The sequence below is a fragment of the Uliginosibacterium gangwonense DSM 18521 genome, assembly GCF_000373965.1.
Classification (GTDB): domain Bacteria; phylum Pseudomonadota; class Gammaproteobacteria; order Burkholderiales; family Rhodocyclaceae; genus Uliginosibacterium; species Uliginosibacterium gangwonense.
In genome coordinates this window covers 47438-72327 of sequence record NZ_KB892857.1, presented here as the reverse complement: position 1 = coordinate 72327, position 24890 = coordinate 47438, and the positions used below count along the sequence as shown (strand labels likewise).

The 24890-nt window shown below is 57.0% G+C and carries 23 protein-coding genes, 1 tRNA gene and 1 pseudogene; 10 read left to right on the top strand and 15 right to left on the bottom strand.

Annotation, left to right across the window (positions count from 1 at the left end; translation table 11 throughout):
* Positions 1 to 479: 479 nt before the first annotated feature.
* The 3 genes and pseudogenes from tehA to B145_RS0114840 all read left to right on the top strand — a co-directional run bounded on the left by tehA (position 480) and on the right by B145_RS0114840 (position 3253).
* On the top strand, positions 480 to 1412 hold the full coding sequence (gene tehA, locus B145_RS0114850) for a dicarboxylate transporter/tellurite-resistance protein TehA (RefSeq protein WP_018608372.1): 933 nt from the start codon (positions 480 to 482) through the stop codon (positions 1410 to 1412).
* Positions 1413 to 1629: 217 nt separating this feature from the next.
* A pseudogene (locus B145_RS28170) lies at positions 1630 to 1815 on the top strand (winged helix-turn-helix transcriptional regulator); the annotation flags it as partial.
* Between the two features lie 682 nt (positions 1816 to 2497).
* Positions 2498 to 3253 carry a YceI family protein gene (locus B145_RS0114840; RefSeq protein ID WP_083917763.1) on the top strand — a complete coding sequence of 252 codons (756 nt, stop codon included), beginning with the start codon at positions 2498 to 2500 and terminating at the stop codon, positions 3251 to 3253.
* 239 nt (positions 3254 to 3492) lie between these two features.
* Here the strand turns inward: B145_RS0114840 and B145_RS0114830 are convergent, their stop codons facing one another.
* On the bottom strand, positions 3493 to 3966 hold the full coding sequence (locus B145_RS0114830) for a MarR family winged helix-turn-helix transcriptional regulator (protein WP_018608368.1): 474 nt from the start codon (positions 3964 to 3966) through the stop codon (positions 3493 to 3495).
* A gap of 68 nt (positions 3967 to 4034) precedes the next feature.
* Between B145_RS0114830 and B145_RS0114825 the strand changes: the two genes are divergently transcribed.
* The gene (locus B145_RS0114825) at positions 4035 to 4505 is read left to right on the top strand and encodes a carboxymuconolactone decarboxylase family protein (protein ID WP_018608367.1); all 471 of its coding nucleotides are present in this window, start codon (positions 4035 to 4037) and stop codon (positions 4503 to 4505) included.
* A gap of 1075 nt (positions 4506 to 5580) precedes the next feature.
* Here the strand turns inward: B145_RS0114825 and B145_RS0114815 are convergent.
* From B145_RS0114815 to B145_RS0114765, 10 genes are all read right to left on the bottom strand, one after another.
* Positions 5581 to 6723 carry an acyltransferase family protein gene (locus B145_RS0114815; RefSeq protein WP_018608366.1) on the bottom strand — a complete coding sequence of 381 codons (1143 nt, stop codon included), beginning with the start codon at positions 6721 to 6723 and terminating at the stop codon, positions 5581 to 5583.
* A gap of 349 nt (positions 6724 to 7072) precedes the next feature.
* Complete coding sequence (locus B145_RS28730) at positions 7073 to 7219, bottom strand: hypothetical protein (protein ID WP_018608365.1); 147 nt, start codon at positions 7217 to 7219, stop codon at positions 7073 to 7075.
* Positions 7220 to 7938: 719 nt separating this feature from the next.
* Positions 7939 to 9030, bottom strand: a complete 1092-nt coding sequence (ychF, locus tag B145_RS0114800) for a redox-regulated ATPase YchF (RefSeq protein WP_018608363.1) — start codon at positions 9028 to 9030, stop codon at positions 7939 to 7941.
* Positions 9027 to 9626, bottom strand: a complete 600-nt coding sequence (gene pth / locus B145_RS0114795; RefSeq protein ID WP_018608362.1) for an aminoacyl-tRNA hydrolase — start codon at positions 9624 to 9626, stop codon at positions 9027 to 9029. The genes ychF and pth overlap by 4 nt, the downstream gene beginning before the upstream one ends.
* Positions 9626 to 10249, bottom strand: coding sequence for a 50S ribosomal protein L25/general stress protein Ctc (locus tag B145_RS0114790; RefSeq protein WP_018608361.1), 624 nt, complete (start codon positions 10247 to 10249; stop codon positions 9626 to 9628). Before B145_RS0114790 ends, pth begins: the two co-directional genes overlap by 1 nt.
* Before the next feature lie 103 nt (positions 10250 to 10352).
* The gene (locus B145_RS0114785; RefSeq protein WP_026259163.1) at positions 10353 to 11309 is read right to left on the bottom strand and encodes a ribose-phosphate pyrophosphokinase; all 957 of its coding nucleotides are present in this window, start codon (positions 11307 to 11309) and stop codon (positions 10353 to 10355) included.
* Positions 11310 to 11390: 81 nt separating this feature from the next.
* Positions 11391 to 11464 (bottom strand) — tRNA-Gln (locus B145_RS0114780).
* Between the two features lie 56 nt (positions 11465 to 11520).
* Positions 11521 to 12390, bottom strand: a complete 870-nt coding sequence (ispE, locus tag B145_RS0114775; RefSeq protein WP_018608360.1) for a 4-(cytidine 5'-diphospho)-2-C-methyl-D-erythritol kinase — start codon at positions 12388 to 12390, stop codon at positions 11521 to 11523.
* Positions 12387 to 12974: an outer membrane lipoprotein LolB gene (locus tag B145_RS0114770; RefSeq protein WP_018608359.1), complete on the bottom strand. Its 588-nt coding sequence runs from the start codon at positions 12972 to 12974 to the stop codon at positions 12387 to 12389. Before B145_RS0114770 ends, ispE begins: the two co-directional genes overlap by 4 nt.
* Positions 12974 to 14701, bottom strand: coding sequence for a tetratricopeptide repeat protein (locus tag B145_RS0114765; RefSeq protein ID WP_018608358.1), 1728 nt, complete (start codon positions 14699 to 14701; stop codon positions 12974 to 12976). Before B145_RS0114765 ends, B145_RS0114770 begins: the two co-directional genes overlap by 1 nt.
* A 95-nt stretch (positions 14702 to 14796) precedes the next feature.
* On the opposite strand from B145_RS0114765, the gene mutM reads away from it, so the two are divergent.
* On the top strand, positions 14797 to 15612 hold the full coding sequence (gene mutM, locus B145_RS0114760; RefSeq protein ID WP_018608357.1) for a bifunctional DNA-formamidopyrimidine glycosylase/DNA-(apurinic or apyrimidinic site) lyase: 816 nt from the start codon (positions 14797 to 14799) through the stop codon (positions 15610 to 15612).
* Positions 15613 to 15763: 151 nt separating this feature from the next.
* A complete protein-coding gene (locus B145_RS0114755) occupies positions 15764 to 17731 on the top strand; it encodes a dynamin family protein (protein WP_018608356.1) in 1968 nt (655 codons plus the stop codon).
* 76 nt (positions 17732 to 17807) lie between these two features.
* On the opposite strand, the gene B145_RS0114750 is transcribed toward B145_RS0114755, so the two are convergent.
* The 3 genes from B145_RS0114750 to rsmD are packed head-to-tail and all read right to left on the bottom strand — an operon-like array spanning position 17808 to position 19171.
* Positions 17808 to 18059, bottom strand: a complete 252-nt coding sequence (locus B145_RS0114750; RefSeq protein ID WP_018608355.1) for a YfhL family 4Fe-4S dicluster ferredoxin — start codon at positions 18057 to 18059, stop codon at positions 17808 to 17810.
* A gap of 22 nt (positions 18060 to 18081) precedes the next feature.
* Entirely contained in the window at positions 18082 to 18594 is a 513-nt protein-coding gene (gene coaD / locus B145_RS0114745) for a pantetheine-phosphate adenylyltransferase (RefSeq protein ID WP_018608354.1), read from the bottom strand.
* Positions 18587 to 19171 (bottom strand): 16S rRNA (guanine(966)-N(2))-methyltransferase RsmD, encoded by a 585-nt coding sequence (gene rsmD, locus B145_RS0114740; RefSeq protein ID WP_018608353.1) that lies wholly within the window; start codon positions 19169 to 19171, stop codon positions 18587 to 18589. The genes coaD and rsmD overlap by 8 nt, the downstream gene beginning before the upstream one ends.
* A 149-nt stretch (positions 19172 to 19320) precedes the next feature.
* Here rsmD and ftsY point away from each other — a divergent pair, with 149 nt between their 5' ends.
* Genes ftsY through ftsX form a run of 4 tightly spaced genes read left to right on the top strand, consistent with a single transcriptional unit; the run spans position 19321 to position 23134 of the window.
* Positions 19321 to 20364: a signal recognition particle-docking protein FtsY gene (ftsY, locus tag B145_RS0114735; RefSeq protein WP_018608352.1), complete on the top strand. Its 1044-nt coding sequence runs from the start codon at positions 19321 to 19323 to the stop codon at positions 20362 to 20364.
* 27 nt (positions 20365 to 20391) lie between these two features.
* Positions 20392 to 21552, top strand: a complete 1161-nt coding sequence (locus B145_RS0114730) for a dienelactone hydrolase family protein (RefSeq protein ID WP_018608351.1) — start codon at positions 20392 to 20394, stop codon at positions 21550 to 21552.
* 24 nt (positions 21553 to 21576) lie between these two features.
* The gene (locus tag B145_RS0114725; RefSeq protein WP_026259160.1) at positions 21577 to 22233 is read left to right on the top strand and encodes a cell division ATP-binding protein FtsE; all 657 of its coding nucleotides are present in this window, start codon (positions 21577 to 21579) and stop codon (positions 22231 to 22233) included.
* Complete coding sequence (ftsX, locus tag B145_RS0114720) at positions 22226 to 23134, top strand: permease-like cell division protein FtsX (RefSeq protein WP_018608349.1); 909 nt, start codon at positions 22226 to 22228, stop codon at positions 23132 to 23134. Before B145_RS0114725 ends, ftsX begins: the two co-directional genes overlap by 8 nt.
* A gap of 149 nt (positions 23135 to 23283) precedes the next feature.
* Here the strand turns inward: ftsX and B145_RS0114715 are convergent, their stop codons facing one another.
* Complete coding sequence (locus tag B145_RS0114715; RefSeq protein ID WP_018608348.1) at positions 23284 to 23979, bottom strand: alpha/beta fold hydrolase; 696 nt, start codon at positions 23977 to 23979, stop codon at positions 23284 to 23286.
* Positions 23980 to 24890 lie beyond the last annotated feature (911 nt).

The following is a 24890-nucleotide window of genomic DNA, read 5'->3' as shown; positions in this document are numbered from 1 at the left end:
TATGGAATCGCAACACAAGCTTTGGCGGTGGTTAACCTCATCCGTTTGCAAGGTCACACCTAGTGCTTCGTCGTTTATTGAAGAACAACAATTCCACTTTTTGTCGAACTTAGTTTCTCTATGACCGCATCAATACTCCTTGATGCTGCGGTTTCAACAGGTACCGGTGGAATCCGCACCGAAAATCAGTCTATCAGTATTGCCCACATTGAGCTTGCAAGTCACTTGAGCCTGAAATCATAGAACGTGAGAAAGATAAATCCAAACCTAGCAAACAGCTATTAGCCGATAAGGGGCAATTTCTCTGAGCCCGCCACGCAGGTGGGTTTGTTTTTGCTTCACCGACCGGCCTTGAACCAGAATCGGTGACCGGGTTTGCACAGGAACTACCGGTACAGTATTAATGAGAACAGGTGGCGAAGATAGGCTGGAATTGCAGTAACGATTAAAATGGCGTTTTCTCAATCAAATTTTCCATCATGCGCCGTCCACTTTCTGCTTCGTTCTTTGGTATGGTGCTGGGTCTGTCCGGTCTTGGCCAAGCGTGGCGGGTGGCCAATAAGTTATGGGGGCTGCCGAGCCTGTACGGTGAACTGCTATTGCTCTTGGCAGCTGTGGTCTGGGCTGTATTGTTGATGCTTTACGTGCAGCAATCGATACGACGTCCTTTGGTGTTTCTCGATGAAGTGCTCCACCCCGTGCAAGGCAGCGCAACCGCGCTGCTGGCGGTAGCAACCTTCTTGATTGCTCTGGCCGTGCTACCGTATTCTCGTTTGGCGGCATGGCTGCTAACAGGGGCTGCGCTCATTTGGCATCTTGCTTTTGCTTTATGGCATACAGGCTCCTTGTGGCAAGGCGGGCGCGATGTGCGCGATAGCACTCCGGCACTGTACCTGCCTACAGTGGCAGGCAATTTTACCTGTGCTGCAGCCTTGGGCGGTTTAGGCCACGCCGACTGGGGGTGGTTGTTCTTGGGCGCTGGCGCTTTTTCTTGGTTAGCGCTGGAGCCGTTGGTCATTCAGCGGTTATGGCATCTCCCCTCCATGCCTGCACCTCAGCGACCGTTGCTGGGCATTCAGTTTGCCCCTCCTGTGGTGTGTGCCATGGCTGCTTTGATGCTCGTGCCTGGCGGACACGAGCCATGGTTGCTGATGCTGTGGGGATATGGCCTGTTCCAGCTCCTATTGGGCCTTCGCCTTGGACGCTGGTTAAGCCAGCAGCCATTTGCCCCGAGTTACTGGGCATACACCTTTGGGGTCGCTGCCACTACTGTGAGCTGCCTCAAACTGGCCCTGGCTGGGGTGGTTGCCGCACAAGTGATGGCTTGGCCAATTTTTATCGGCGCGAATTTGTTCATTGGCTATCTAACCCTGCGTACCGTATGGCTGTGGCGCCTAAAGGACGACACTTGAGTGTGCAAACCAGTAGCCACCATCTGTGACCCCATAACAAAAAGCCGATTATGAATTCTGCGATATGTGTCTGCATATGATGTAGCAGACAGCATGAACAACGAGGCCGTCTCTTCGTGCTGTTTGATTAGTTCAACTGCTTTTTCGATCTTGATGGACGAAATCAATTCGCGTTGGACACAAGGCTCCACTTCCTCAAGCGTAACTTTGTGAGTTAGAGGCGGACGGTTTGGTGTTGCGCACGGTGTTCGCAGAAGTACCGCCGCGAGTCGAATACGAGATCACGCAAAAGGCTCGTGGGCTCGGCCCGACGATGGAGGCGCTCACGGTTTGGTGGAAAGAGTACGGACAAAGCGTACCAGTCAAACGGGCTACGCGTGGCCGGAAAGCCCGAGGCAGCTAGGCAGCTTTTTGCGAACTGCCATTGATGATTTCGAGCGTCCCTTTGGTTTCACAAAGCTGTCGCAAGATGGATAAGGAATGGATGATAGTTTTGGCCGAATTGTGTGAATTGGCTTCCCGGCGGGTTTCAGCATGTCGCGGGGCCATTCAGATAGCTGCTTTTTAGAAGGTGTCAGCACCCGCTCTTGACTGTTTGCTGGCCGAATCCGACGAGAAATGGCGAAGAAAAAATTCTAGCGGTTTCCCGCCGCAACCGGTGGCTGACTTTGGGGTAATCCCCCTATTTGTGGGCGCGCCCAGAAGTAGAAACTAATTGGCTTGGGCCCGTTTCTGTTTGGGGGCGATGCCTCCGAGGGGGGGCTGTATTCCGGGCGTAAGGGGGTGACCATGTGTAAGCCAAAGTATGAGGCTGGGTTTGCGAGCCCTCGATCTCAAGAGCCATCAACAGTGGCTTTCACGTTCTGGCCGAGCGCTATAAACTGTTTCCGCTTGGAAGCGAGGTGCGTTTGTTCTATTCTGGGTGTTTGATGCCGAATTTGGGTTGCTACCCGTATTGGGTTTGAGTGTTGTACTCTATGTTCTGTTGAAGAATTTGCGTGAAATGTGCAATGAAATTCTTCGTCGAGCTTTCGAGTCTCGTCAGTCAATTTAAACGTATCCATAGATAATGGCGAGGTGCAGTGATGTTCGGGAATTCTCGATGTGAAGCAAAGCCTCGGGCTTTGAAGCCTTGGTTATTTGTTGGATTGAGTTTGGGTTTGCTATGTCAGACGGGTTGCCAGACGTTGCCTGAGCCTGTTGCTATTGAGCATCAGGCGGCTCGCACTTCGCGCGACGAAAAGGCGCTAGAAAATGCAGATCGCTATACCATTCTTCCCGAACTCTCCGATGTTCGGTTTCTTGTTTTTCGCGGGGGGCCGCTGGCGAAGCTTGGGCATAATCATGTTGTCCAGGCGAAAAGCCTACGGGGAGAAATTCTTCTGACCCCAGATGTTCATCAATCCCGGTTTACGATTGAAATTCCGGTAAAGGATTTTCAGGTTGATACCGCAGATGCGCGCTTGGATGAGGGCGGTGAGTTTCTTCCGCAACCCGATGAAGAGGCCATCGCGGGTACAACGAGGAATATGCTCGGTGAGAAGGTGCTTGATGCCGCTCATTACCCAATCATCGAAATCCGCTCAGGTGCTTTGACTGGCCCGGGTTGGGGGATGGATGTGGTTGTGAAAATCAAAATGCATGGTGTTGAATGCGAAATTGTTGTGCCGACAGCGGTTGAATACGATCATGACAAGTTGATTGTCACAGCGAGTTTTTCAATCAAGCAGTCTGATTTCGGTATCACCCCGATGAGTGTTCTGGGTGGTGCCTTGCAGGTTGAAGATACAGTCAAGATCCGAATGCGTATTGTTGCCAGCAAGCAAAGTCGGGATTCCTGACGAGATAATTGATGCACGATTTTGAGATGGTTACAAACCCATCAGGCAATCAAACAGATCTGCAATCCATTTAAGAAAGCTGCGTATCCGACTTTCCTTGGCCTTTAGCCTTTTTATGAAAAGCCAGGTCACAAGACAAAGCATGCTTAAACATCCTGCGATGCTGAGCAGCGAGTAAAGAAGGGTAGCTTCCATGCTGTTTACGTGGTTACAGGCCAAGAAGACTCATAGACAAGTTATCAGGTCAGTATGCTTTCTTTGGCCACTGAAACCAGCCAGCGCCGGATGATGCTTTCTTCTTCAACTGATACCTTGCTGAGCAAGGCTTCTTCTGCTTGATGTACCGCCTGCTTGCTATGCGCAAGTTGTTGCCTGCCTGCTTCGGTGAGTTCAATGACCTGGATGCGCCCGTGTTGTGCGTGGGGTTTGCGGCTGAGGAGTTCTGCACGTTCCAGATTGCTTACGATGACGCTCATGGTTTGCGGCGTCAGCAAAGAAAGCCGGGCCAGATCTGCGCCGGAAATTCCGGGATACGCCCCCAGCATGGTCAGGACCGAAAATTGTGGCAGTGTGAGGCCAAGCGGAGCCAAGGCCTGCTCCATTCGGATGCGATGGGCTGCGTGGGCTTGGCGTAGCAGATAGCCGATATGCCCTTGCTCGCCACGCTTACCTTCACCAATGGCAGGAATCTTGGTTGGGTGGGGTTTGCTCATATGTAAGAATTCGAATATTATGAAGTTGTTCGAGTTCTTATATTATCCCAACAGCAGAGGAAAAGCAGATGTCGCACGGACCCACCGCACGCAGCGATTACACAATCCTTGAACAAGCCGCTCCGGAAGTTTTGAACGCTCTTCGGGCATTAGGGCAGGCGGTTGATCAATCGGGCCTGGAGAAGGAACTGACCGAGCTACTCAAGGTGCGCGCGTCCCAGATCAATGGTTGCGCGTTTTGCTTGCAGTACCACCTGAATTTGGCACGCAAACTGGACATTGCCGCAGCCAAACTTGATCTCGTAGCCGTCTGGGAGGAAACAAGCTTATATTCGCCACGGGAACGGGCTGCACTGGCGTGGACCGAAGCACTTACCCGGATGAATCAACAGGCGGTTGGCGATGAGGTTTATCGTGATCTACAGGTACAGTTCAGCCAAAGCGAAATCCTGTTCCTGACCAGCGCGATCGGGGCGATCAATGCCTGGAACCGGATTGCCGGAGGCCTGTTGTTTACGCCACCGATCCCCAAGGGATAAGCCCGAGAGACTCCCAAAAAGAGAAAACGCCCGTCAATCCGAAGGCTGGCGGGCGTTTTGCAGGTTTCGCAATGTTTCAGAGCATTGCGCAGTGTTGCATCAGTTGGGCAGACGTTAAGCAAGAAGTCGGGCATTGAAAGCCCCGTGGTTGCTTGATTTCATAATCTTTCCTCCTGTTTTGTACCCGAAGTCGTCGCGGGGTTGAATTTCTGCTTTTCTCAGGCCCCTATAACTTTGGGGCGCGGCAAATTATAAACGCTCTTGGCTTTCCCCTCAGCAGTCTTGGGCCGGTGCTTGCGCCCCCGTGCCACTTTCAGCGCCTATTAGGATAAAGCGCCTTGTTCTGGCACGGCTCCCTGGAGCACCGCCCCTTGCCTCCACAAACCATGTCGACGCACTCCGGGGGAAACTCCGGCTCAGGGGGCAGAATTAACGACGGCGGGTATCCATGATCACAGAAGAATTCAAAGGGCGCCCTGGGTCATTACCGCGCTTTGCTGCCTTCGTTATCCTTCGGATGACAGCCTGCTTTGTTTCCCTGCTGCGCGAAGGGAGCGAAACTGTCTTGTAAACCATTGATCTTTGCTTCGCACTTACAGCCGCCCCTCGTGCCGCACAGGCTTGCCTAAGTTGTCCCACGTTCAATGCTACAGGCTGGCGGACGTGGGCGGAGTCTGGAAGAACATCAAAATTTTTGAGCGCGTAGGGGATTGCGCTTGGTGCTGTGTGGTGTGTTGTCCTGTTATGAAAAGGTACAGGCCGCAGCGTAATGACATGCGCGAAACGCTACACCTTAGAAACCTCAAGAGGTTTCTAAGGTCGACATAGTGCGTATTCCGTTCAAAACCAGCCTGCGTTTCCGGAGACGTTCCGCCATATTGATATATTAGGGATTGGCCATCAGTTGCAAATGCCCCTAAAGAGATGTTCGCTATGACGGGAAGCTGGTACTTAGGAACGTTGAACATAACCGGCGCCTGAGCGGAGAAAACCAATGATCTGCTCTTCTGTAAAACGTTTCTTCATGCCCAATCTCCTTGATGGGGTGGGATTGGGTTCTAAAGTCAGGCGCTACTCAATTCCGGGGGGACGTCGTCGGTTTCCTATTGCCGCATGTAGTTTCCAGAAGAGCACGTAAGGGCAAACGAATTGGCCTTTCAATAAAATGGAATATACACGCAGATCCAGCTAAGGAAACCACCCAGAAAAACGTGTAGAAGAATGCCCAATGTGCTTCCGCTTGAGGTCTAAAATTTGAAAAAATCCAACGAAGGATAAGCTGGTGCACAAGGTAGAGCGCAAAGCTCATTTCGCCAAGGTAGACTAGTGGACGCCAACCAAGTATCTTCGAGAAAGCCCCTCTCTCGCCGTAAATTATGGCAATCAAAAGCCCAAATACAGCGCTAGGCCCTGCTACCCGAATCCATACGCTGGCTTGAGGAGCAACCCCGTCGAGTGTCTCCGCCAAACGCGTACAAGCAACCATTGTGAAAAAAGCGAAGATTACTGCAGCTATCTCATAGGATGAGGCCCTTCGCATGGACCAGGCTACCGAGCGGCTGTGGAATTTAAATGCAAAACGATAGGCCAGCAATCCGATCAAGAACTCTGCCACTCGAGTTAGCGGCGAAATATAAAGCAATCCCCACGCGGTAACTCCGGGAGTGGCCTCAAGCGGCGATAGTCGCAGACTAGTCGCAACGGCGATTGATCCAAGAACAATTCCAATGGTTATAACGGCTAGTCTGCGGGGCTTGTTGTTGGCAAGAGCAATTGCAAATGGAAAAACAAAATAAAAGAACATTTCTGTTGAAATGCTCCAGCTAACCGCATTTAATGAGTAATACCATTTTGTTAATGGTACCCATGATTGAAGCATTGTCAAATTTAGCAGGGCTATCCCCATTTCTTCTAGTGTTCGTGGAATGCCAAGCATGTACATAGCGAGCAGAGCCGTAGCCAAATGAGCCGGAACTAGTCGTGCTACTCGTGCAGCAATGAAGTCGCCAAAACCGGAACGCCAATCGAGGCGATCATATACGTGGCTAAGAATGAACCCAGAGAGAACAAAAAAGAAGGACACGGCTGTACGTGTGTCAAAAAGGTGAATTCCAAACTTAAAAGCGCCGGTCGAGCCTGCGTGTTGAAACGCAACAAGCGCCGCAGCGAAGAACCTCAAGGAGGTCAATGCGTTTATTTTATTACGTTGTTTGAGCATTCTATTTTTCTGAAGATAGCTGCTTTACGTGGGTAATTTGTCATGCTTTGGATACTTTTCGAAGCTTCTAGCAAAATCTTTCGCAAAATGATACGTGTATGCATGAAATTTTGCCTAGCTGGCTGAAATATAAGCATCTTTGATTAGCCCGCCACTGGCTAGGAGCCGCAGTATAGCTTGCCAAACATGAAGATCGTTCACACTGTACAGTTGCAGTTTCCTGTCGAACGGAAATGCAGAGCAACTATTCTGTGGCAGGCTGGCTCGGAGCGAGTTTTAAAATGAACGGTAGCTTTGAAGAAGAATATCGAGAGGCTGCTGGGGTTGGAATTGGAATAACTCCTGAATTTCATCCGAATACGCAATATAGCTTGGTAAGTTTCGGCAGCATTTCGGTGTAGACGCCCTCAAGAGTCTTCCAGTCGGGAGATTCCTCGAAGCCGCAGAAGTCCTTGTACTCTTTGAGGCCCGCCGGAATATGTTCTTCGAGCCACATGCTCGCATCTTGGAGCGTTTCGCTGCCTGCCTAGGCGGAAGCCAGCGCTAAAAATTCTTTAACTGTCGCGCGGTTGCCCTTGTTGGCGCTCACAACCAGCCGTTCAAAGTTGGTCGCAACAATTTCGGCGTCCACACAATCGCTATCGGCTACGCCCGCTTCGATCAGCGGCTCAAGATTTGACTCCTTTGATTTTCATGCTGCGATCACGTGCAACGGGACAACTTTGGCGCCGTCGCCCTTCTTCCATGTATCCAGCATGTCCGCCCATCGCTGTATCATCTTTGTCCGGCCGGCCAAGTGTTCGGCGTGGTTGTAGGTGCGGCGCGCACGGCGTTGGGGCTGCGCGTAGGTTAGCTGGCGCTCTATCCAGTTTGTGGGGTGTATCCCATTTCGTTCAGCCGTGTGCTGCCCGTCGCGCGGGTTGTGTGAGGGCTGTACTTGCTGCCCCAGTCAAGGATATTGAGCATTTGCCGGAACGATGCCACGGCCGTTGGCTTACCCTTGTTGTCGCGACTGGGGAATACGTAGACATGGCGGCCGGTGATACCGTGCAGCGCTCGCAGCAATTCCACAGCTTGGGTCGGCAAAGGAATGGCGTATATGTGTGAGATGGGACGGTATTCGATAAAGTGGGGAGAAATGAAAAACCCCGCATCTGCGGGGCCATGTCGGGGATTCTACGCCGGCTTGTCATGCCGTGAGAAGAGAGAACGTGTTTAGACGTTAAACAGGAAGTTCAGCACGTCGCCGTCGCGTACCACATATTCCTTGCCTTCCGAGCGCATCTTGCCTGCTTCCTTGGCGCCTTGCTCGCCCTTGTACTGGATGAAATCCTCGTAGGCGATGGTTTGGGCGCGGATGAAGCCTTTTTCGAAGTCGGTGTGGATCACGCCAGCGGCTTGGGGGGCGGTGTCGCCTTTGTGGATGGTCCAGGCGCGGACTTCCTTGACACCTGCGGTGAAGTAGGTTTGCAGCCCCAGCAGTTCGTAGCCGGCGCGGATCAGGCGGTTCAGACCCGGTTCTTCGAGGCCGAGGTCGGCGAGGAAGGCCATTTTGTCTTCGTCTTCCAGGTCAGCGAGTTCTGCTTCGATCTTGGCGCAGAGGGCGACGACGGGGGCGCCTTCCTTGGCGGCGTGCTCACGCAGGCGGTCCAGGTGGGGGTTGTTCTCGAAGCCGTCTTCCAGCACGTTGCCGACGTACATGGCGGGCTTGAGGGTCATCAGGCACAGCGGGCGCAGCAGGGCCTTGTCGTCATCGGAGAGCTTGAAGGTGCGTGCTGGTTGGCCTTCGTTGAGGTGGGGCAGCATGCTCTCGAGCAGGGCGACGAGCTTTTGGGCATCCTTGTCCCCGGCACGGGCTTTTTTGTTTTCGCGCTGGATGGCCTTTTCCACCGCGCTCATGTCGGCAAGCGCCAGTTCGGTGAGGATGGTTTCGATGTCGGCGAGCGGGTCGACGCGGCCGGAGACGTGCACCACGTTTTCGTCATCGAAGCAGCGCACCACGTTGACGATGGCGTCGGTCTCGCGGATGTTGGCGAGGAACTGGTTGCCCAGGCCTTCGCCCTTGGAGGCGCCTGCGACCAGCCCGGCGATGTCGACGAATTCGACAATGGCAGGCTGCATGCGCTGCGGCTTGACGATCTCTGCGAGAGCCTGCATGCGCGCATCGGGCACTTCGACGATGCCCACGTTGGGCTCGATGGTGCAGAAGGGGTAGTTGGCCGCTTCAATGCCTGCCTTGGTCAGGGCGTTGAACAGGGTGGACTTGCCCACGTTGGGCAGGCCGACGATGCCGCACTTGAGGCTCATGTCTTTTCCTTCGGCGCCGCAGGGCGCGCATTGATATGTTGGGTGGCGGAATTCCAGTCCGCCTTGGCGATCTTGGGCCAGGCGGTCAGTGCTCGGTCGATGGCCTGATCGATTTCGCCTTGCTCTTCGCGCCGGGGGCGGTTCAGCACGTAGTTTGCCACTTCGTTCTTGTCGCCGGGGTGTCCGATGCCAATCCGCAAGCGCCAGTAGTCTTGCGAGGACAGGCGGGCGGTGATGTCTTTCAGGCCGTTGTGTCCGCCCAGACCGCCGCCGTACTTGAGGCGCAGGTGGCCAGGGGGGATATCCAGTTCATCGTGCACAACGAGGATCTCATTGGGCAGGATGCGGTAGAAGTGGGCCAGAGCGAGAACGGATTGCCCGGAGCGGTTCATGTAGGTTTGGGGCATGAGCAGCCATACGTCTGCTTCGCGTGAGCGGCCAACATAACCATGGAACCGGGGTTCGTGCGAGAGCGTGACGCCGAGGTCTTGTGCCAAGCGCTCACAAAACCAAAACCCGGCATTGTGCCGGGTTTCGGTATATTCGGCCCCGGGGTTACCGAGGCCGACAATCAGCTTGGGAGCTGGCTGTGCCATCAGGCCTTGGCTTCACCTTCGCCAGCGCTTGTAGCTTCAGCAGCAGCTTCGGCTTCAGCAGCGCGGCTGATGACGATAGAGGCAACAACCTTGCTGCCATCGGTGCTGTGGGCCAGTTCGATTCCCTTGGGCAGCTTCACGTCGCGCAGGTGCAGGGCGGCGGTGTCCAGATCCTTGACATCGATCTCGATGAATCCGGGCATGTCGCTGGCCAGCCCCTTCACATCCAGCTCATTGATGGTGTGCGAGAAGGTACCCTTGCGCAGCTTGACGCCCGGGCAGATGTCGGTGTTGATGAAGTGGACCGGCACCTTCAGGTGGATGGCGTGGGTGCTATCGACGCGTTGGAAATCGATGTGCAGCACTTGTTGGCGGAACGGGTGCCATTGCACGTCGCGCAGTACGGCCACTTCCTTGGCGCCATCCACATCGATGCTCAGCACTGAGGAGTGGAAAGCTTCGTTGCGCAGGGCGTGGAACAGGTCGTTGTGATCCAGGGAGATCTGCACGGCGGGCTTGTCGGCACCGTAGATGATGCCGGGGGTGGTGCCAGTGTGACGCAGGCGGCGGCTCGCACCCGTTCCCTTTGCATCACGCTTGGCGGCTTTAACGGTAAATTGCATGAGTATTACTCCAAAGTAAATGGCAAGAACCCGCGACCAGGACTTGCCTACACAAAAAGCGGTGCCTTGTGGCACCGCCAGAAACCATCAATGATACAACAACTTATTCGTCCATGAACAAGGAGGAAACGGATTCCTCGTTGCTGATGCGCAGCATGGTGTCTGCCAGCAGCGCGCCGATGGAAACCTGCTTGATCTTGGGGCAGGCCTTGGCTTCGTCGCGCAGCGCGATGGTGTCGGTGACGACGAGCTGGTCCAGCTCGGAGTCATTGATCCGCGCAATCGCAGCGCCGGAGAGCACTGCGTGGGTGATGTAGGCCACTACGCGCTTGGCGCCGTGTTCCTTGAGCGCTTGGGCGGCCTTGCACAGCGTGCCGGCGGTGTCGACGATGTCATCCACAATCACACAGGTACGGTCACGCACGTCCCCGATGATGTTCATGACTTCAGATACGTTGGCCTTGGGGCGACGCTTGTCGATAATGGCCAGCTCGGTTTCAAGCTGTTTGGCCACAGCACGCGCACGCACCACGCCACCCACGTCGGGGGAGACGACCATCAGGTCACCCGACTGTTCGCTCTTGCGTAGGTGCGAGAGCAGCAGGGGGGTGGCGTAGATGTTGTCGACGGGGATGTCGAAGAAGCCTTGGATCTGATCGGCGTGCAGATCAACGGTGAGCACGCGTTGCACACCCACTGCCTGCAGCATGTTGGCCACCACCTTGGCGGTGATGGGCACGCGTGCGGAGCGGGGGCGGCGATCCTGACGGGCGTAGCCGAAGTAGGGCACGGCTGCGGTAATACGCCCGGCAGAAGCGCGCTTGAGCGCGTCGACCATGATGAGCAGTTCCATCAGGTTGTCGTTCGTGGGCGCGGAAGTTGGCTGGAGGACAAAGATGTCCTTGCCACGAACGTTTTCCAGAAGCTCAACGTTCACTTCCCCGTCGGAGAATCGACCTACTGTGGCGGAACCGATAGAGATGCCGAGACGCTTGACAACGTCTGCTGCGAGTTTGGGATTGGCGTTGCCAGTGAAGACCATCAGGCTGCGGTAAGCCATGACTACCTCGTGAGATTGCGTTGGTAGAAACAAATCGGGCAGGCCGACAGTCTCGACTGTGACCTGCCCGAACTTAGGGGGCTGGGGAAGAAGGATTCGAACCTTCGAATACCGGAATCAAAATCCGGTGCCTTGACCAACTTGGCGACTCCCCAACAATCTTTTCTGCCTGGTAAGTCCAACGCAAACAACCTACCCGACATGCAATTTCTTAGTCATCCAACCATGTTCTAAGTGGATGATCATCAAGACCTATAGCATGCCAGATTTTGTGGTTACTTTGCAATGCAGTTACAACGTTTTCTGCTTGCTGCCGACTTGCGCATTCCAAGAACACACAACAGCCGGAACCACTCATCCGTGCCGCCCCGAATCTCGATAAAGCATCCAGCGCATGCTGGACTTCCGGGTACAACCTGCAGGCAATCGGTTGCAAATCATTTCGCGCCCGGCGCTGAAATGTCTGCAAAAGATCGTCAACCGCAGAGCCATCAATTATGAGTGCAGGTGTGTCCCTCGTCAAGTCTTTTGCGCGAAAAATTTCGACGGTGGGGACCGATACAGGTGGCTCGATAACCACGTAGCAAGCGGCTGGCAAGCTCAAAGGGGTGAGTGCCTCACCTACGCCTTCGGCCATAGCAGAGCGACCAAAGATGAAGAAGGGCACGTCTGCGCCGAGGCTGAGTGCCCACGCCTGCAAGGTGGCCCGTTTGACCCCGGTTTGCCAGAGCCGGTTCAGTGCAATCAGCGTGGTGGCCGCATCCGAACTGCCGCCACCCAGACCACCGCCCATTGGGATGCGTTTGGTCACGGTGATATCCGCCCCCAGGCGGGTACCAGTCTTTTCTTGGAGCAGGCGGGCGGCACGGATCACCAGATCCTGCTCGGCAGGCACGCCCGCTACCTCATTGGTGCGCTGCAGTCTGCCATCTTTGCGCAGGTGGAAATCCAGCAAATCGCCGTAATCCAGCATGCGGAACGCTGTTTGCAGTGTGTGGTAGCCATCGGCGCGCCGCCCGGTGACGTGCAGGAACAGATTGAGCTTGGCCGGAGCCGGGCAATTCAGCAGCGCTGCGTTCAAACGATGTATTCCTCAAAGGCGATGCGGATCTGGACCGTCGGGCTTTGCACTTCAATCACGCTGGGCATGGCGTTGGGCAGATCGGTTTCGTAGCTGATTACCTTGATCACCCAGCCGTGGTCAGCTGCGCTGATCAATCGTCCTTTGTCGTCGCGCTGGGCGTCGGTTGCCTCCGGGGTGACGCGTCCGGTCACCCACAGTGCCAAGGCGGCAATCGGCACCGGTTCCTTGGTCAGACGGGCGATCAGCACGTCCGCGTTACGGGCGTCGTAGTAATCGCCTGCCGCAGTGGTCCAGCGTGCCCCACCCGCGTCGCGGCGCAACTCGGCAATCATGCCCTGGAGCTGGGTGGCAAAACCGATGTTATCGGCTGCGGGCGAGTGTTCCCATAATATGCGGACGGTATTGGCCTGCCCGCTGCGGCTGATGATGGCGCGGCCACTGAGCGAGAAGCTCGAGATGGAATCCCGGGCGGGGCGCGGTGGAATGTCTGTGGGCGTCTTGGGGGTCTCCGCGCAGCCCGCCAGCAGGGCCAATCCCAACAACAGGAGCAGGTAGCGCAGGGGGCGGGTGAGGTTTTTCATCACGGCTTGATCCCCAATTTTTTCTTCAAGCTCTCCAACGTCGCATTGTTGGGGAAGGCCTTGCGTGCGTCGTTGAAAGCTTTGCGCGCCTCATCCTTTTGCCCGCTGACCCAAAGGATTTCAACGTAGTGGGCCTGCACTTCCGGGTCGTTGAGCAAGGCCATGGAGCGCAAGGCGAAGTCCTTGGCGCTGGCGTAGTCGCCTTGGCGGAAACGCAGCCAAGCCATGCTGTCCAGGATTGCGCCATCCTCTGGCGCAAGCTTGACGGCTTTTTCGAGCAGGGTGGCAGCTTCATCCAGCTTGGTGTTGCGTTCCACGTAGGAGTAGCCCAAGGCGTTGTAGGCCTGTGCGTAATCGGGCTTGAGCGTGATCAGGCGCTGTAGCCGCTGCTCCATCACGTCGTAATGCTTGAGTGGGTCTGCAATCAAGGCAGACATGTACAGTGCTTCCAGATTGTCTGGTTCCCGGGCAAGGATCTGATCCAGCTCTTTGAAGGATTCTGCATTCTTGCCCTCCTGGCGGAGCAAGTCGGCATCCACAAGTTGGAAGACGTTGGCGTTTTCTGCCTGTTCCAGAATGGCTTGTTGCAGCGCGTTGTGTGCTTCGCCTGCCTGCCCCAGCTTGAAGTAGAGCCGGGCCTGACGTTCGATGGCAGCCGGGTATTGGCTGCCTTGCGGCACGTCGCCATAGAGTTGCAGCGCTTCCTGGGGGCGGTTCTGCTCTTCCACGATTTGCGCCAGTTGCAGGCGCAGCAGGTCTGCATCGCGGAAGTCGCGTTGGAGCAACTCGCGCACCAACGCCTCGGCACCTGCCCAGTCCCCCGTTTCAACCCGCACACCAGCCACCGCGTAGCGCAGCTCATCGTTATCCGGGATGTCGGCCAGCAGTTTGGTTGCGGCTGCCTGGGCGTCGCTATCGCGTTTCTCGCCGGTCAGCCAGCGCACATAGGTCAGACGGGCATCTGCCGCCTGCGGGTTGGCTTCGCCAAACTGGTGCAGGGTTTCGATTCCAGCCTTGCGTTCCGTGGCCGGGGTGATGCGCCAGCGCAGCATGGCGGCTTCTTCCCAGTCCGGGCGGAGCGCGAGCGCCGTGGCGACTTCGGTCGTGGCTGTCTGGGTGTCTTGTGCCATGGCCGCCCCTACGGCGCGGACATAATGGCTTTCCGGCAGCTTCAGGTAGGGCTCACTGAGGCGGAAGATTGCCTGCCGGTTGGCCTGGGTGTCCTGGTAGCGCGCCATCAACTGGGGCAATTGCATCAGGATGGCGGCACGCCGACCGGGTTGCTTCTCCATTTGAACCTTGAGCGAGGCTTCCAGGTCCTCCAGCTTCTTGCTCGTCTCCGCTGTGATGGCGGTGGTCATCTGCAAGGCAAGCTGTGAATCTGGTTCGATGCTCAACCAGACCCGTGCCGCTTCGGCTGCCATGGGGAGGTCTTGCGCCTGCAAGGCGATCTCGGTGGCGCGGCGGGCCATGCGCGGGTCATTGGTCTTGCGTGCCAGCCCTAGGTAGGTGCCCACAGCCACGCCGGGGTCACCACGGCGGGCGGCCACTTCACTCAGGAAGGACTGGAGCAGGTACTCCGCACTGGAAATGGTAGGCGCCTTGGTCGCGGGCTTGCCCTTGTCACCCTCACTGCGCGTGGACTGGGCAAATGCGGGGGAATGGCTGGCAATCAGGCCAATACCGGCGAGCAGCAAAGCGTGTTTCAGTAATCGGGATGGACGCATTCTGAGTAGAAATCCAGGCTGGGGGAGAGCGTTATCTGGTATTGAAGTCATACATCAGGCACCATGTTATCAGTAATAGCCACTGTGCATGAGCCATGCCAGAACTACCTGAAGTTGAAATCACCCGTCGGGGTATTGCACCACATCTGCTCGGGCAGAGGGTAGAAGCCGTGGTGGTACGCCACGATGGCTTGCGTTACCCCTTCCCCCCTGATTTGGCACAGCGCCTGCAGGGGCAGGAGATTCGTGCCGTCCGTCGGCGGGCCAAGTACATCCTGATTGATGTGGGGGCATGGGTGTTGCTCCTGCATTTGGGCATGTCCGGGAGTCTGCGCGTTTTGCCACGTGGCACTGCACCTGCCAAGCATGACCATTTTGACTTGGTATTGGGCACAGAAGTTCTGCGTCTGCGTGATCCCCGGCGGTTTGGTGCCGTCCTGTTGCTGGCGCCCCCAGCGGAGGACCACCCCTTGTTGGCCGGGCTTGGGCCGGAGCCGCTGGACGCCTCCTTTGATGCCCAGGCGCTGTGGGCGATGAGCCGGGAACGCAAGACGCCAGTGAAACTCTTCATCATGGATGCCCACCAAGTGGTGGGGGTGGGCAATATCTATGCTTCAGAGAGCCTGTTTCGCGCCCGCATCCACCCCCAGACGCCGGTGGGGCGCTTGAGTCTGCGCAAATGTGAGCGTCTGGTGGCCTGTATCACGGATACCTTGCAGGCCGCTTTGGCCGCAGGGGGCAGCAGCCTGAAGGATTTTGTGCACAGCGATGGCTCATCGGGGTACTTTCAGCAACAGTACGCCGTGTATGGCCGGGAGGGTGAGGCATGCCGGGTCTGTGGCGCTGATGTGCTACGGTGCGTAATGGGGCAGAGGGCGACATTTTTCTGCCCCGTTTGTCAGAAAAAGTAAGGAATGATGTGGCGTGACCCCGGAAACCTTTGTCCCTGATTGCAAGGGCAAAGGTAGACGCATATCCTACGCGATTAGAGTAAACCTTGAAGGTGTTGCCCTTATGGTTGGGCAGCACTACCGTGTAGATCCCCATCTGGGAAATTTGACTATGGCTTTGACTGACCAATTTTCCGCTTTTGCCCAATGGCGTGGCGACGTTGGCCATTCCATTCAGCAGCTTCGCACCTGGCTGGCCAACAACGATCTGGGGGACGCGCAGACGGACATGCGCATCCAGTACCTGATTGACCGGCTCAAGGAAGATAAGCTGGTGGTGGCGTTCGTGGCCGAATTTTCCCGGGGCAAGTCGGAGCTGATCAACGCGATCTTCTTCTCGGACTATCGCACACGGATTCTGCCTTCAAGCGCTGGCCGCACCACGATGTGCCCCACTGAGTTGCAGTGGGAGCAAGGGCAGCAGCCAGGAGTACGCCTGTTGCCGATCGAGACGCGGGCACGCTCCGAGAGCGTCTCAGAGTTGCGCCGTGACCCCGCCGAATGGGTGTTGGAACCCATCGCCTTGCAAGACACGGAAAGCATGCAGCGGGCCTTGCAGCGGGTCAGCGAGACCAAGCGCGTGCCGCGTGAAGAGGCTGAGCGTCTGGGCTTCCAGATTGATGAAACTGGCATCGAAGGGGCTAAGCCCGATGCCGACGGGCTGGTGGAGGTTGCGCGCTGGCGCCACGCCATCATCCAGTTCCCCCACCCCTTGCTGGAGCAGGGGTTGATCATTGTCGATACCCCGGGGTTGAACGCGATTGGCTCGGAACCTGAGCTAACCCTTTCCCTGCTGCCCAACGCGCATGCGGTGCTGTTCATTCTGGCTGCAGATACTGGGGTTACGCAAAGTGATCTGGCCGTGTGGCAAAAGCACGTCAACGCCGGGCGTGGGCATACGCGTGGTCGCGTGGTGGTGCTCAACAAGATTGACGGCTTGTGGGACGGCATGCGCACGGATGCCGAGATCAAGACGGAAATCGATAATCAGGTGGCCTCGGTGGCGGAGACCCTGAATATCGATAGCGAGATGATCTTCCCCGTCTCGGCGCAGAAGGCGCTGTATGCCCGCGTCAATCGGGATGCCCAGTTGCTGGCGCGCTCCCGCGTGATGCGCCTGGAAAACGCGCTGACCACCGAACTGTTGCCCGGGCGGCAGCAGTTGCTGCGTGACAATGTCCTCGTCGAGTGCGGCGATATCCTGCGCCGTGGCGATGAATTGCTCGGCGCCCGCCTGCGCGGCCTGCGCGAGCAGTTGCAGGAAATGAGCGACCTGCGGGGCAAGAACCAGGGCGTGATCGAATACATGATGCGCAAGGTGCGCCAGGAGAAGGACGAGTTTGAATCCGGCCTGAAGAAATACCATGCGGTGCGCAGCGTGTTCACCAACATCTCCAACCGGGTGTTCACCCACATCGGCATGGATGCGGTTAGGGTTGAAACGCGCCGCACCCGTGAGGCGATGACCATGGCCAAGTTTACCGAAGGGCTGCGCGAAGCCATGCGCAACTACTTCGACATGCTGCGTGAGCGCCTGCGCAACTCTTCTCAGGATATCGAGGAGATCACCAACATGCTTGACGCGATGTACAAGCGTTTCAGCGTTGAGCACGGTTTGAAGCTCACCCCGCCGAGCACCTTTTCGTTCTGGCAGTATGAGCGCGAGATTGCACGGCTGGAGAAAGCCTTCAACGAGCAGATCAACACCACCAAGGTCTATGTGCGCTGGAAAAACACCGTCACCCAGCGCTTCTTCGAAACCATCGCTCTGGAAGCGCGCCATACCTTTGAAGTTGCCAACCGCGATATCGAACATTGGCTGCGAGCCGTGATGGCTCCGCTGGAGACTCAGGTGCGTGAGTATCAGTTGCAACTGCGGCGCAGGCTCGATAGTGTCAAGCGCGTCCATGAAGCGACTGGCACCCTGGAAGAGCGCATCAACGAACTGCTGCAGGCCGAAAGCTCCCTGCTGCAACAGATTGCCGAATTGAATGCGCTCAAACGCCAGCTTGCCCATGTGGCGGGGGTGGCCGTTGAGGGATTTGATGCCCCGCCCCAGCAAGGCAATATGGCTGCCTGACAGCCCCCACAAGCCGGAAAAATGGCGCCTTGCATGAAGCAGGCGCCATTTTTTTGTCCCCGGTTGATGCCGGAGATCAGGCCTTGCTGGTCAGCTTGATGAATTTGGCCATCAACTGGTCCTTGCTCTCAACGTGGGTTTCGCTCACGTTGATGCAGTCGACCGGGCAGACCTGCTGGCACTGGGGTTCGTCGTAATGACCGACGCACTCGGTGCACTTGCCCGGGTCGATCTCATAGATTTCATCGCCTTGCGAAATGGCGGAATTGGGGCATTCGGGCTCGCATACATCGCAGTTGATGCATTCGTCTGTAATCGTGAGTGCCATGCTCTCTTTGCTTTCTGTCTAACTAGATAGATGAACTGGATGGGGTTTTGCGTTGGGCAATTTTCTGGCGGATGCGTTCGGCCACCGAAGGGTGGACGAAGTTACCCACTTCGCCACCCAGCAGGCCGATTTCCCGGACGATGGTGGCGGACAGGAACATATGCTCTTCGCCGGGCGTCAGGAAGACGGTTTCCACATCCGGGTGGAGACGGCGGTTCATGCCCGCCATCTGGAATTCGTATTCAAAGTCGGAGACTGCGCGCAGGCCGCGTACGATATTGCGTGCGCCATGCTCGCGCACGAAATCGATGAGCAGGCCCGAGAAGCCGAAAACCTCCACATTGGGGATGTCGGCCAGCACTTCGCGGGCGATCTCTACGCGCTCTTCAAGCGAGAACAAGGGGTGCTTGCCCCGACTGTCTGCCACGCCAACGATGACCTTGTTGAAAAGCCTGGCAGAGCGACGGGCCAGATCCTCGTGGCCACGGGTCAGCGGGTCGAAGGTGCCTGGGTATATCGCCAGATTGTTAGCCATGATTGTCCTTGTTTGCAGGGGGATGCAGGAGCTGATAGTGCACTTGCCCGGCGCGACCGGATTTGATGGAGCTTAAACCACACAATTGTTCAACTGCGTATTCGCTTTCCACGTACAGGCGGGTATCGTTTCCAATCACAGCATCCAGCTTCGGGGCCAGTTTTTCGAGCCAGCCCAGGTTATAGGGCGGGTCAAGGAATATGACGTCAAAATGCCCATGCGCGCCAGCCAAGTAGGCCAGGGCGTCGCTTGCCACGACCTTGACCTGATGGGCCGCCAGAGCCGCCTTGGCTTGTCGCAGATGGGTCAGCACCTTCGGTGCGGATTCAACCATCACAACCTCTTGGGCGCCACGCGAGGCGGCCTCGAACCCCAGGGCGCCACTACCGGCGAACAGGTCCAGGCAGCGGCAGCCACTCAAGTCCTGGCCCAGCCAGTTGAACAGGGTTTCCCGCACCCGATCAGGCGTCGGGCGAAGACCTGTTGACTCCGCGACCTCGATAAGACGCGAGCGCCACTGCCCACCTATGATGCGAATCCGGCTCAAACCTGCTCCATTGTCATGCTTGATCGACAAGGGGGCGAGTATCCTTGCTTCGGAGCTTTCCGGCAAGAGGATGAAGGGGGCTTGACGTGGATTGTCAGGCGCAGGGAACCATTCTGCTAGACTACGAGCTTAGGCCAGATTTTGCCCCAATTCCGACGCTAAGCCCCTCATTATTCGAAATGTTCAGTTTCTTCAAAAAAAGCAAACCAGCAGAACCCACGGCTGTCGCCCCGGCACCCGCACCGGTGATTGCTCCGGCCACCGCGCCCGCTTCGCCAGAGCCTGTTGCAGCGCCTCGTTCCTGGCTGGATCGGCTCAAGGCGGGGCTGTCCCGCACGCGTGAGCAGATCGGCTCGCTCGGCGGCATGTTCAGCCGCCGCAAGATTGACGACGACCTGCTCGAAGAATTGGAAACCACCCTGTTGATGGCTGACTGCGGGGTCGAGGCCACCAATACCCTTCTCGCGGAAATGCGGCGGCGCTGGAAGCAGGACAAGCTTGAAAACGGCGAACAACTGCGCCAAGCCCTGGCTGAAACGCTTGCCAAATTGCTCCACCCCTTGCAGGCTCCCCTGCAAACCAATACCCACAAGCCCTTCATCATGATGCTCGCGGGCGTCAACGGCGCGGGCAAGACGACCTCGATCGGGAAGCTTGCCCACCAGTTCCGTGCTGAGGGCAAGAGCGTGCTACTCGCCGCCGGAGACACTTTCCGCGCTGCTGCACGTGAGCAACTCATGGAATGGGGCCGCCGCAACGACGTGACCGTGATCGCGCAGGAAGGGGGCGACCCCGCCGCCGTGGCATTCGACGCGATTGCCGCTGCCCGCGCACGTGATATTGATGTGGTCATGATCGACACCGCCGGGCGCCTGCCCACCCAACTGCACCTGATGGAAGAAATTGCCAAGGTGCGCCGCGTGATCCAGAAGGCCGACCCCAGCGGCCCCCATGAAGTGCTGCTGGTGCTCGATGGCAACGTCGGGCAGAACGCGCTCACCCAACTCAAGGCATTCGACAAGGCGGTCGGGGTGACCGGGCTCATCATCACCAAGCTCGATGGCACCGCCAAAGGTGGGGTGATTGCGGCGATTGCGCGCACCCATCCCAAGCCCCTGCGCTTCATCGGGGTGGGCGAGGGCATTGAAGATATGCAACCCTTTATTGCAGAAGAATTTGTGGATGCGCTACTGAGCCCGACAGAAGGCGAACAGGCGCAATAACATGCATGGAGTCTGGGAGGAGGCAGAATGGGACGCACATTGGGTATCTGGGCGGGAGCCCTGTTGATGGCAACGAGTTTGAACCTTGCGGCGGCAGAAAAGCCTGTGCAGAGCACTGGAGTGACCAAGGACAACCTGCCGGTGATGACCGCGCAGATCAAGGCCCGCCTGAACTTCCCGCTGGCCTGGACTCCCGCCACCAAGGATCTGGCCGCATGGCAGAAAGCCGGGCGGACCAAGGTGTGGGAACTGAGCCTGCAGCAGCCCGATGCCACACCTTTTGAACCACAGGTGCTGGAAGAGCAGGATCGTGGCAGCTACGTCGCCCGCAAGATCGCCTTCAACTTGACGGCAGATAGCCGTGTGATGGGCCTGCTGCTGGTGCCCAAGGGCAAGGGGCCGTTCCCGGCGGCGGTGATGTATCACGACCATGGCGCCAAGTTCGACATTGGCAAGGAAAAACTCATCCAGCCCTGGGGTGATGAAGCCAAACTTGCTACTGCTAAGGCCTGGGCCAAGAAGTATTTCAGCGAGCGCTTTCCGGGGGACGCCCTGGCTGAGCGTGGCTACGTGGTGTTTGCCACCGATGCGCTGGGCTGGGGCGACCGTGGCGCACTCACCTACGACATGCAGCAGGCGCTGGCCGCGAATTTCGTGAACATGGGCAGCTCCATTGCAGGCTTGATGGCGCTGGAAGACACGCGCGCCGCCGCCTTTGTGGCGAGTCTGCCGGAAGTGGACCGCCGCAAGGTGGCTGCCGTCGGTTTTTCGATGGGGGCCTTTCGCGCCTGGCAGGCGGCAGCCCTGTCGGATGCCATCACTGCTACAGTGGCGGTCAACTGGATGGCAACCGCCGACGGCCTGATGGTGCCGGGCAACAACCAGCTCAAGGGGGGCTCGGCCTGGATGATGGCCCACCCGGGGCTGATGCGTTTTCTGGACTACCCGGACGTAGCCAGTCTGGCCGCACCCAAACCCACCTTGATGTTTGCCGGGGAACAGGACCCACTTTTCCCGGTCGAATCGGTCAAGACGGCCTATGCCAAGATGGTGCAGGTGTGGGCCGCGTTTGGCGCGGGCAAGCGGTTTGAAACCCGGTTCTGGCCCCTTGGGCATGTCTTCGTACAGGAAGAACAGGACTTTGCCTATGCTTGGCTGGATCGCCAGTTTGATCACCAGCCCCACTAACTTTTTACCTACGAAACACAGGCAATGATTCAGTTTGACCAAGTAACCATGCGCTACCCCGGAGGGCACGAAGCCCTCTGCGACGTCAGCTTCGAGATCAAGCATGGCGAATTGGTGATCCTTGCCGGGCACTCCGGTGCGGGCAAGAGCACGCTTTTGAAGCTGATTGCGGCGCTGGAGCGCCCCACCTCCGGCAGTGTGTGGGTCAGCGGGCAGGATGTGGGCAAGCTCAAATCCAGCCAGGTGCCCTATCTACGGCGCAGCCTGGGCCTGGTGATGCAAGACCACCGCCTGTTGATGGATCGCTCCGTGCTGGATAATGTACTGCTGCCCATGCGGGTGACCGGGCTGCACGAGCAGGAAGCCCTGCGCCGCGCCCATGCCGCGCTGGAGAAAGTCGGCTTGAGCGCCCACGAAGGCTCCATGCCGATGACCCTCTCCGGGGGCGAGCAGCAACGGGTTGCGATTGCGCGTGCCATTGTCAATCGCCCCACTATCCTGATCGCAGATGAGCCCACCGCGCATCTCGACCCCGCCTATGCCCGCGAGATTGCGGCACTCTTCCGCAGCTTCCACGCTGCGGGTGTGACCGTACTGCTGGCCACCCATGATGACACACTGTTCTCCCCCTATGGCGCGCGCCGTATCGAACTGGTCCAGGGGAGCCTGAAAGATGAATAACTGGTTCCGATCCCATCTGCTGGCTTTGCTCGAAGCCGCCCTGCGTTTGCTGAGCAAACCCTTTGGTTCCTTCATGTCGGCACTGGTGATCGCCATCGCCCTCACACTGCCTGCGCTGATGTACGCCGTGCTGGATGATTTTGCAGGCTTGGCCAAGGGCGTGTCCGGCAAGCCCGAGATCAGCATCTTCCTGAAAAAAGAGATCCCCAGCCCCGACGCGCTCCGCCTACAAGAAATCTTGAAGAAGGATGCGCGGATCGCCTCCGTGCGTTACATCGCCAGGGATGAAGCCCTCAAGCAGCTTGCCGCCAGTGGCGGCTTTGCCGATGTGGTCGGCAGCCTGCAGGAAAACCCCCTGCCGGATGCCTTCATCATCGAGCCGGCCAACAGCACCCCTGCTGACTTTGCCGAACTCAAAACCTACTTCCTGAAGTTGCCCGAGGTCGCCCAGGTCCAGCTTGATTCCGCCTGGGTAGAACGCCTGCATGCCATCGTCGACTTGGGCCGCAGCGCCGTGCTGATGCTGGCCGGTCTGCTGGGGGCCGCGCTGATGATCATCATCTTCAACACCATCCGCCTGCAGATCCTCACCCAAAGGCATGAGATCTCCGTGAGCCTCCTGGTGGGCGCCACGCGCGCCTACGTCCGCCGCCCCTTCCTGTATTTTGGCTTCCTGCAAGGGCTGATGGGTGGCGTCTTCGCCTGGGCGCTGGTGGCGTGGCTCATGCACCTGCTCAGCCCGCGCATCCAGTCGCTCGCGCAGACCTACAGCATCGTCCTGTCACTCCACGGCCTGCTCTGGTGGCACGTCCTGGCCCTCCTGGGTTTCGCTGGCATGCTCGGCTGGCTGGGGGCCAGCCTGTCGGTGCACCGGCATCTGCATGATCGGCCCTTTGCCTGATCATTGATATGGTATGGAAAAGCTGAGGTCGGCCAAGAGCGGTCCTTTGAGAAAAGCCTCGATAGCGGCCGTTCAAGCTTTCCAGTGCCGTGATGCCATCATCTGGTAACTTGCCAGCAGGCTTAAGACGGCGATCATTCAAAGTCCACCTACGGGCTGGTGATCCACTCGATCAAGGCGCTGTTAACGGCGTCAGGTTGTTCCAGTGTTGACGCATGGCCGCATTGAGGCACGACCGTCAATCTCGCGTTGGGAATAGCCGCAGCAATCTCCTCAGACTGTTCTGGCGGCGTGAGAGGATCCGAATCTCCGACGAGCACAAGCGTAGGTATGGATATGGCCGATAGGCTGGGACGACTATCGATACGCGTGATAATTGCATCAGTCTGTTGGGCAAAAGCCTCGACACCAACTGCCGTAGCCATACGGACGTTTATTTCGCGGAGGTTGGCGTCGCCCTGTCGAGAAAGGTGAACAATTGAACCCAAAGCGTTTGTCGCCAGCGTCAGAAAGTCCCCCGTTTGGGCGTTAGCAACCAAAGCCCTGCGTCGTTCGATCTGCTCGGCAGTATCCGGGCGGGCCGACGTGTCTAGAAGCGCTAGCTTAAGCACGCGCCCAGGTGCCTGTCGCATTATCTCAAGGCAAATATAGCCCCCCATTGAAATGCCGACGAGCGCAAAGTGCGAAGGTGCTGCGGCGAGAATCGCGGCGGCCATCTCGGCGATTGATTTGCCTTCCAGCGTCGACGCGACAGTAACAGGTCCAAACCGCCACAAAGCTGCGATTTGGGCGGCGAAGGCTTCTGCTGAACAGAGCAATCCGGGCACGAAAACGATAGGCGACATAGATCTCCAGGTGCTGGCGATAATTAAAATTTTGCGGTGCAATGGAAGTGTTCTCGCACATCCGATTCTATCAAGTGATGGGAACAGCCCGTTATGTTGACCAACGCAGAAGAATGACACACAACACAATCAGCATATAATCATTAACAACCAAAACAGGTGCGCAACAAGTTGCGCACCTACCGGGCTTTTTGAATGATTACGTACGATTGCGCCGTACGCGGTACATGGCTATCAGCGAGGCAGTTGCCAGCATGAGTCTTGAAAGCTTTATTCAGCAATGGGCAGGCAATCCAGAAACTTCTGCGCAAATTAGCCTTTTTCGTCGCATAGCAAATGCTCTTGAAAGCAGCGAAAAGTGCATTGGTGCGGTTGTGCTGGGATCATTTGCAAAGACTACTGCTGACCGTGTTTCCGATATTGATTTAGTAACCTTCTGTACGGGAGGACATGGTCAAGAGCTTCTGCAACTAATAAGAGATCAAATATTCGCGGAAGAAATATTTGCAGAGTTTCATGGTTCTCACGGACCCGATAGTCCCTTCTGCGAACTGATTTTGTATAACTTTACATCGATTGAGTTTCATGTCATCGCACCCGAAGTAAGGTTTACGATCAAGAATCCGTTCGTCGAAATCATCAATCGTAATCAATGCATTGAAGCACGAGTTTCCGACCGCCCTGCGCCAGCGCGTGATGATCTTGTCCCATTTCGCCATGGGAGCGCATGGCTTCCTTGGGAATTGTTCAATTGCATGAAATGGCTATCACGCNGCGAAGTTGCTACTGCGGAAAAATATTTGGTTGCCCTAGGCCGTGCAATCGAGTCATATAAAAATAATGGCTAACCTTTCAGGGCCGCAACCCAATGGGATGAACTCTTCCCCCTGAACGGCATTGTTGTGCCAGAC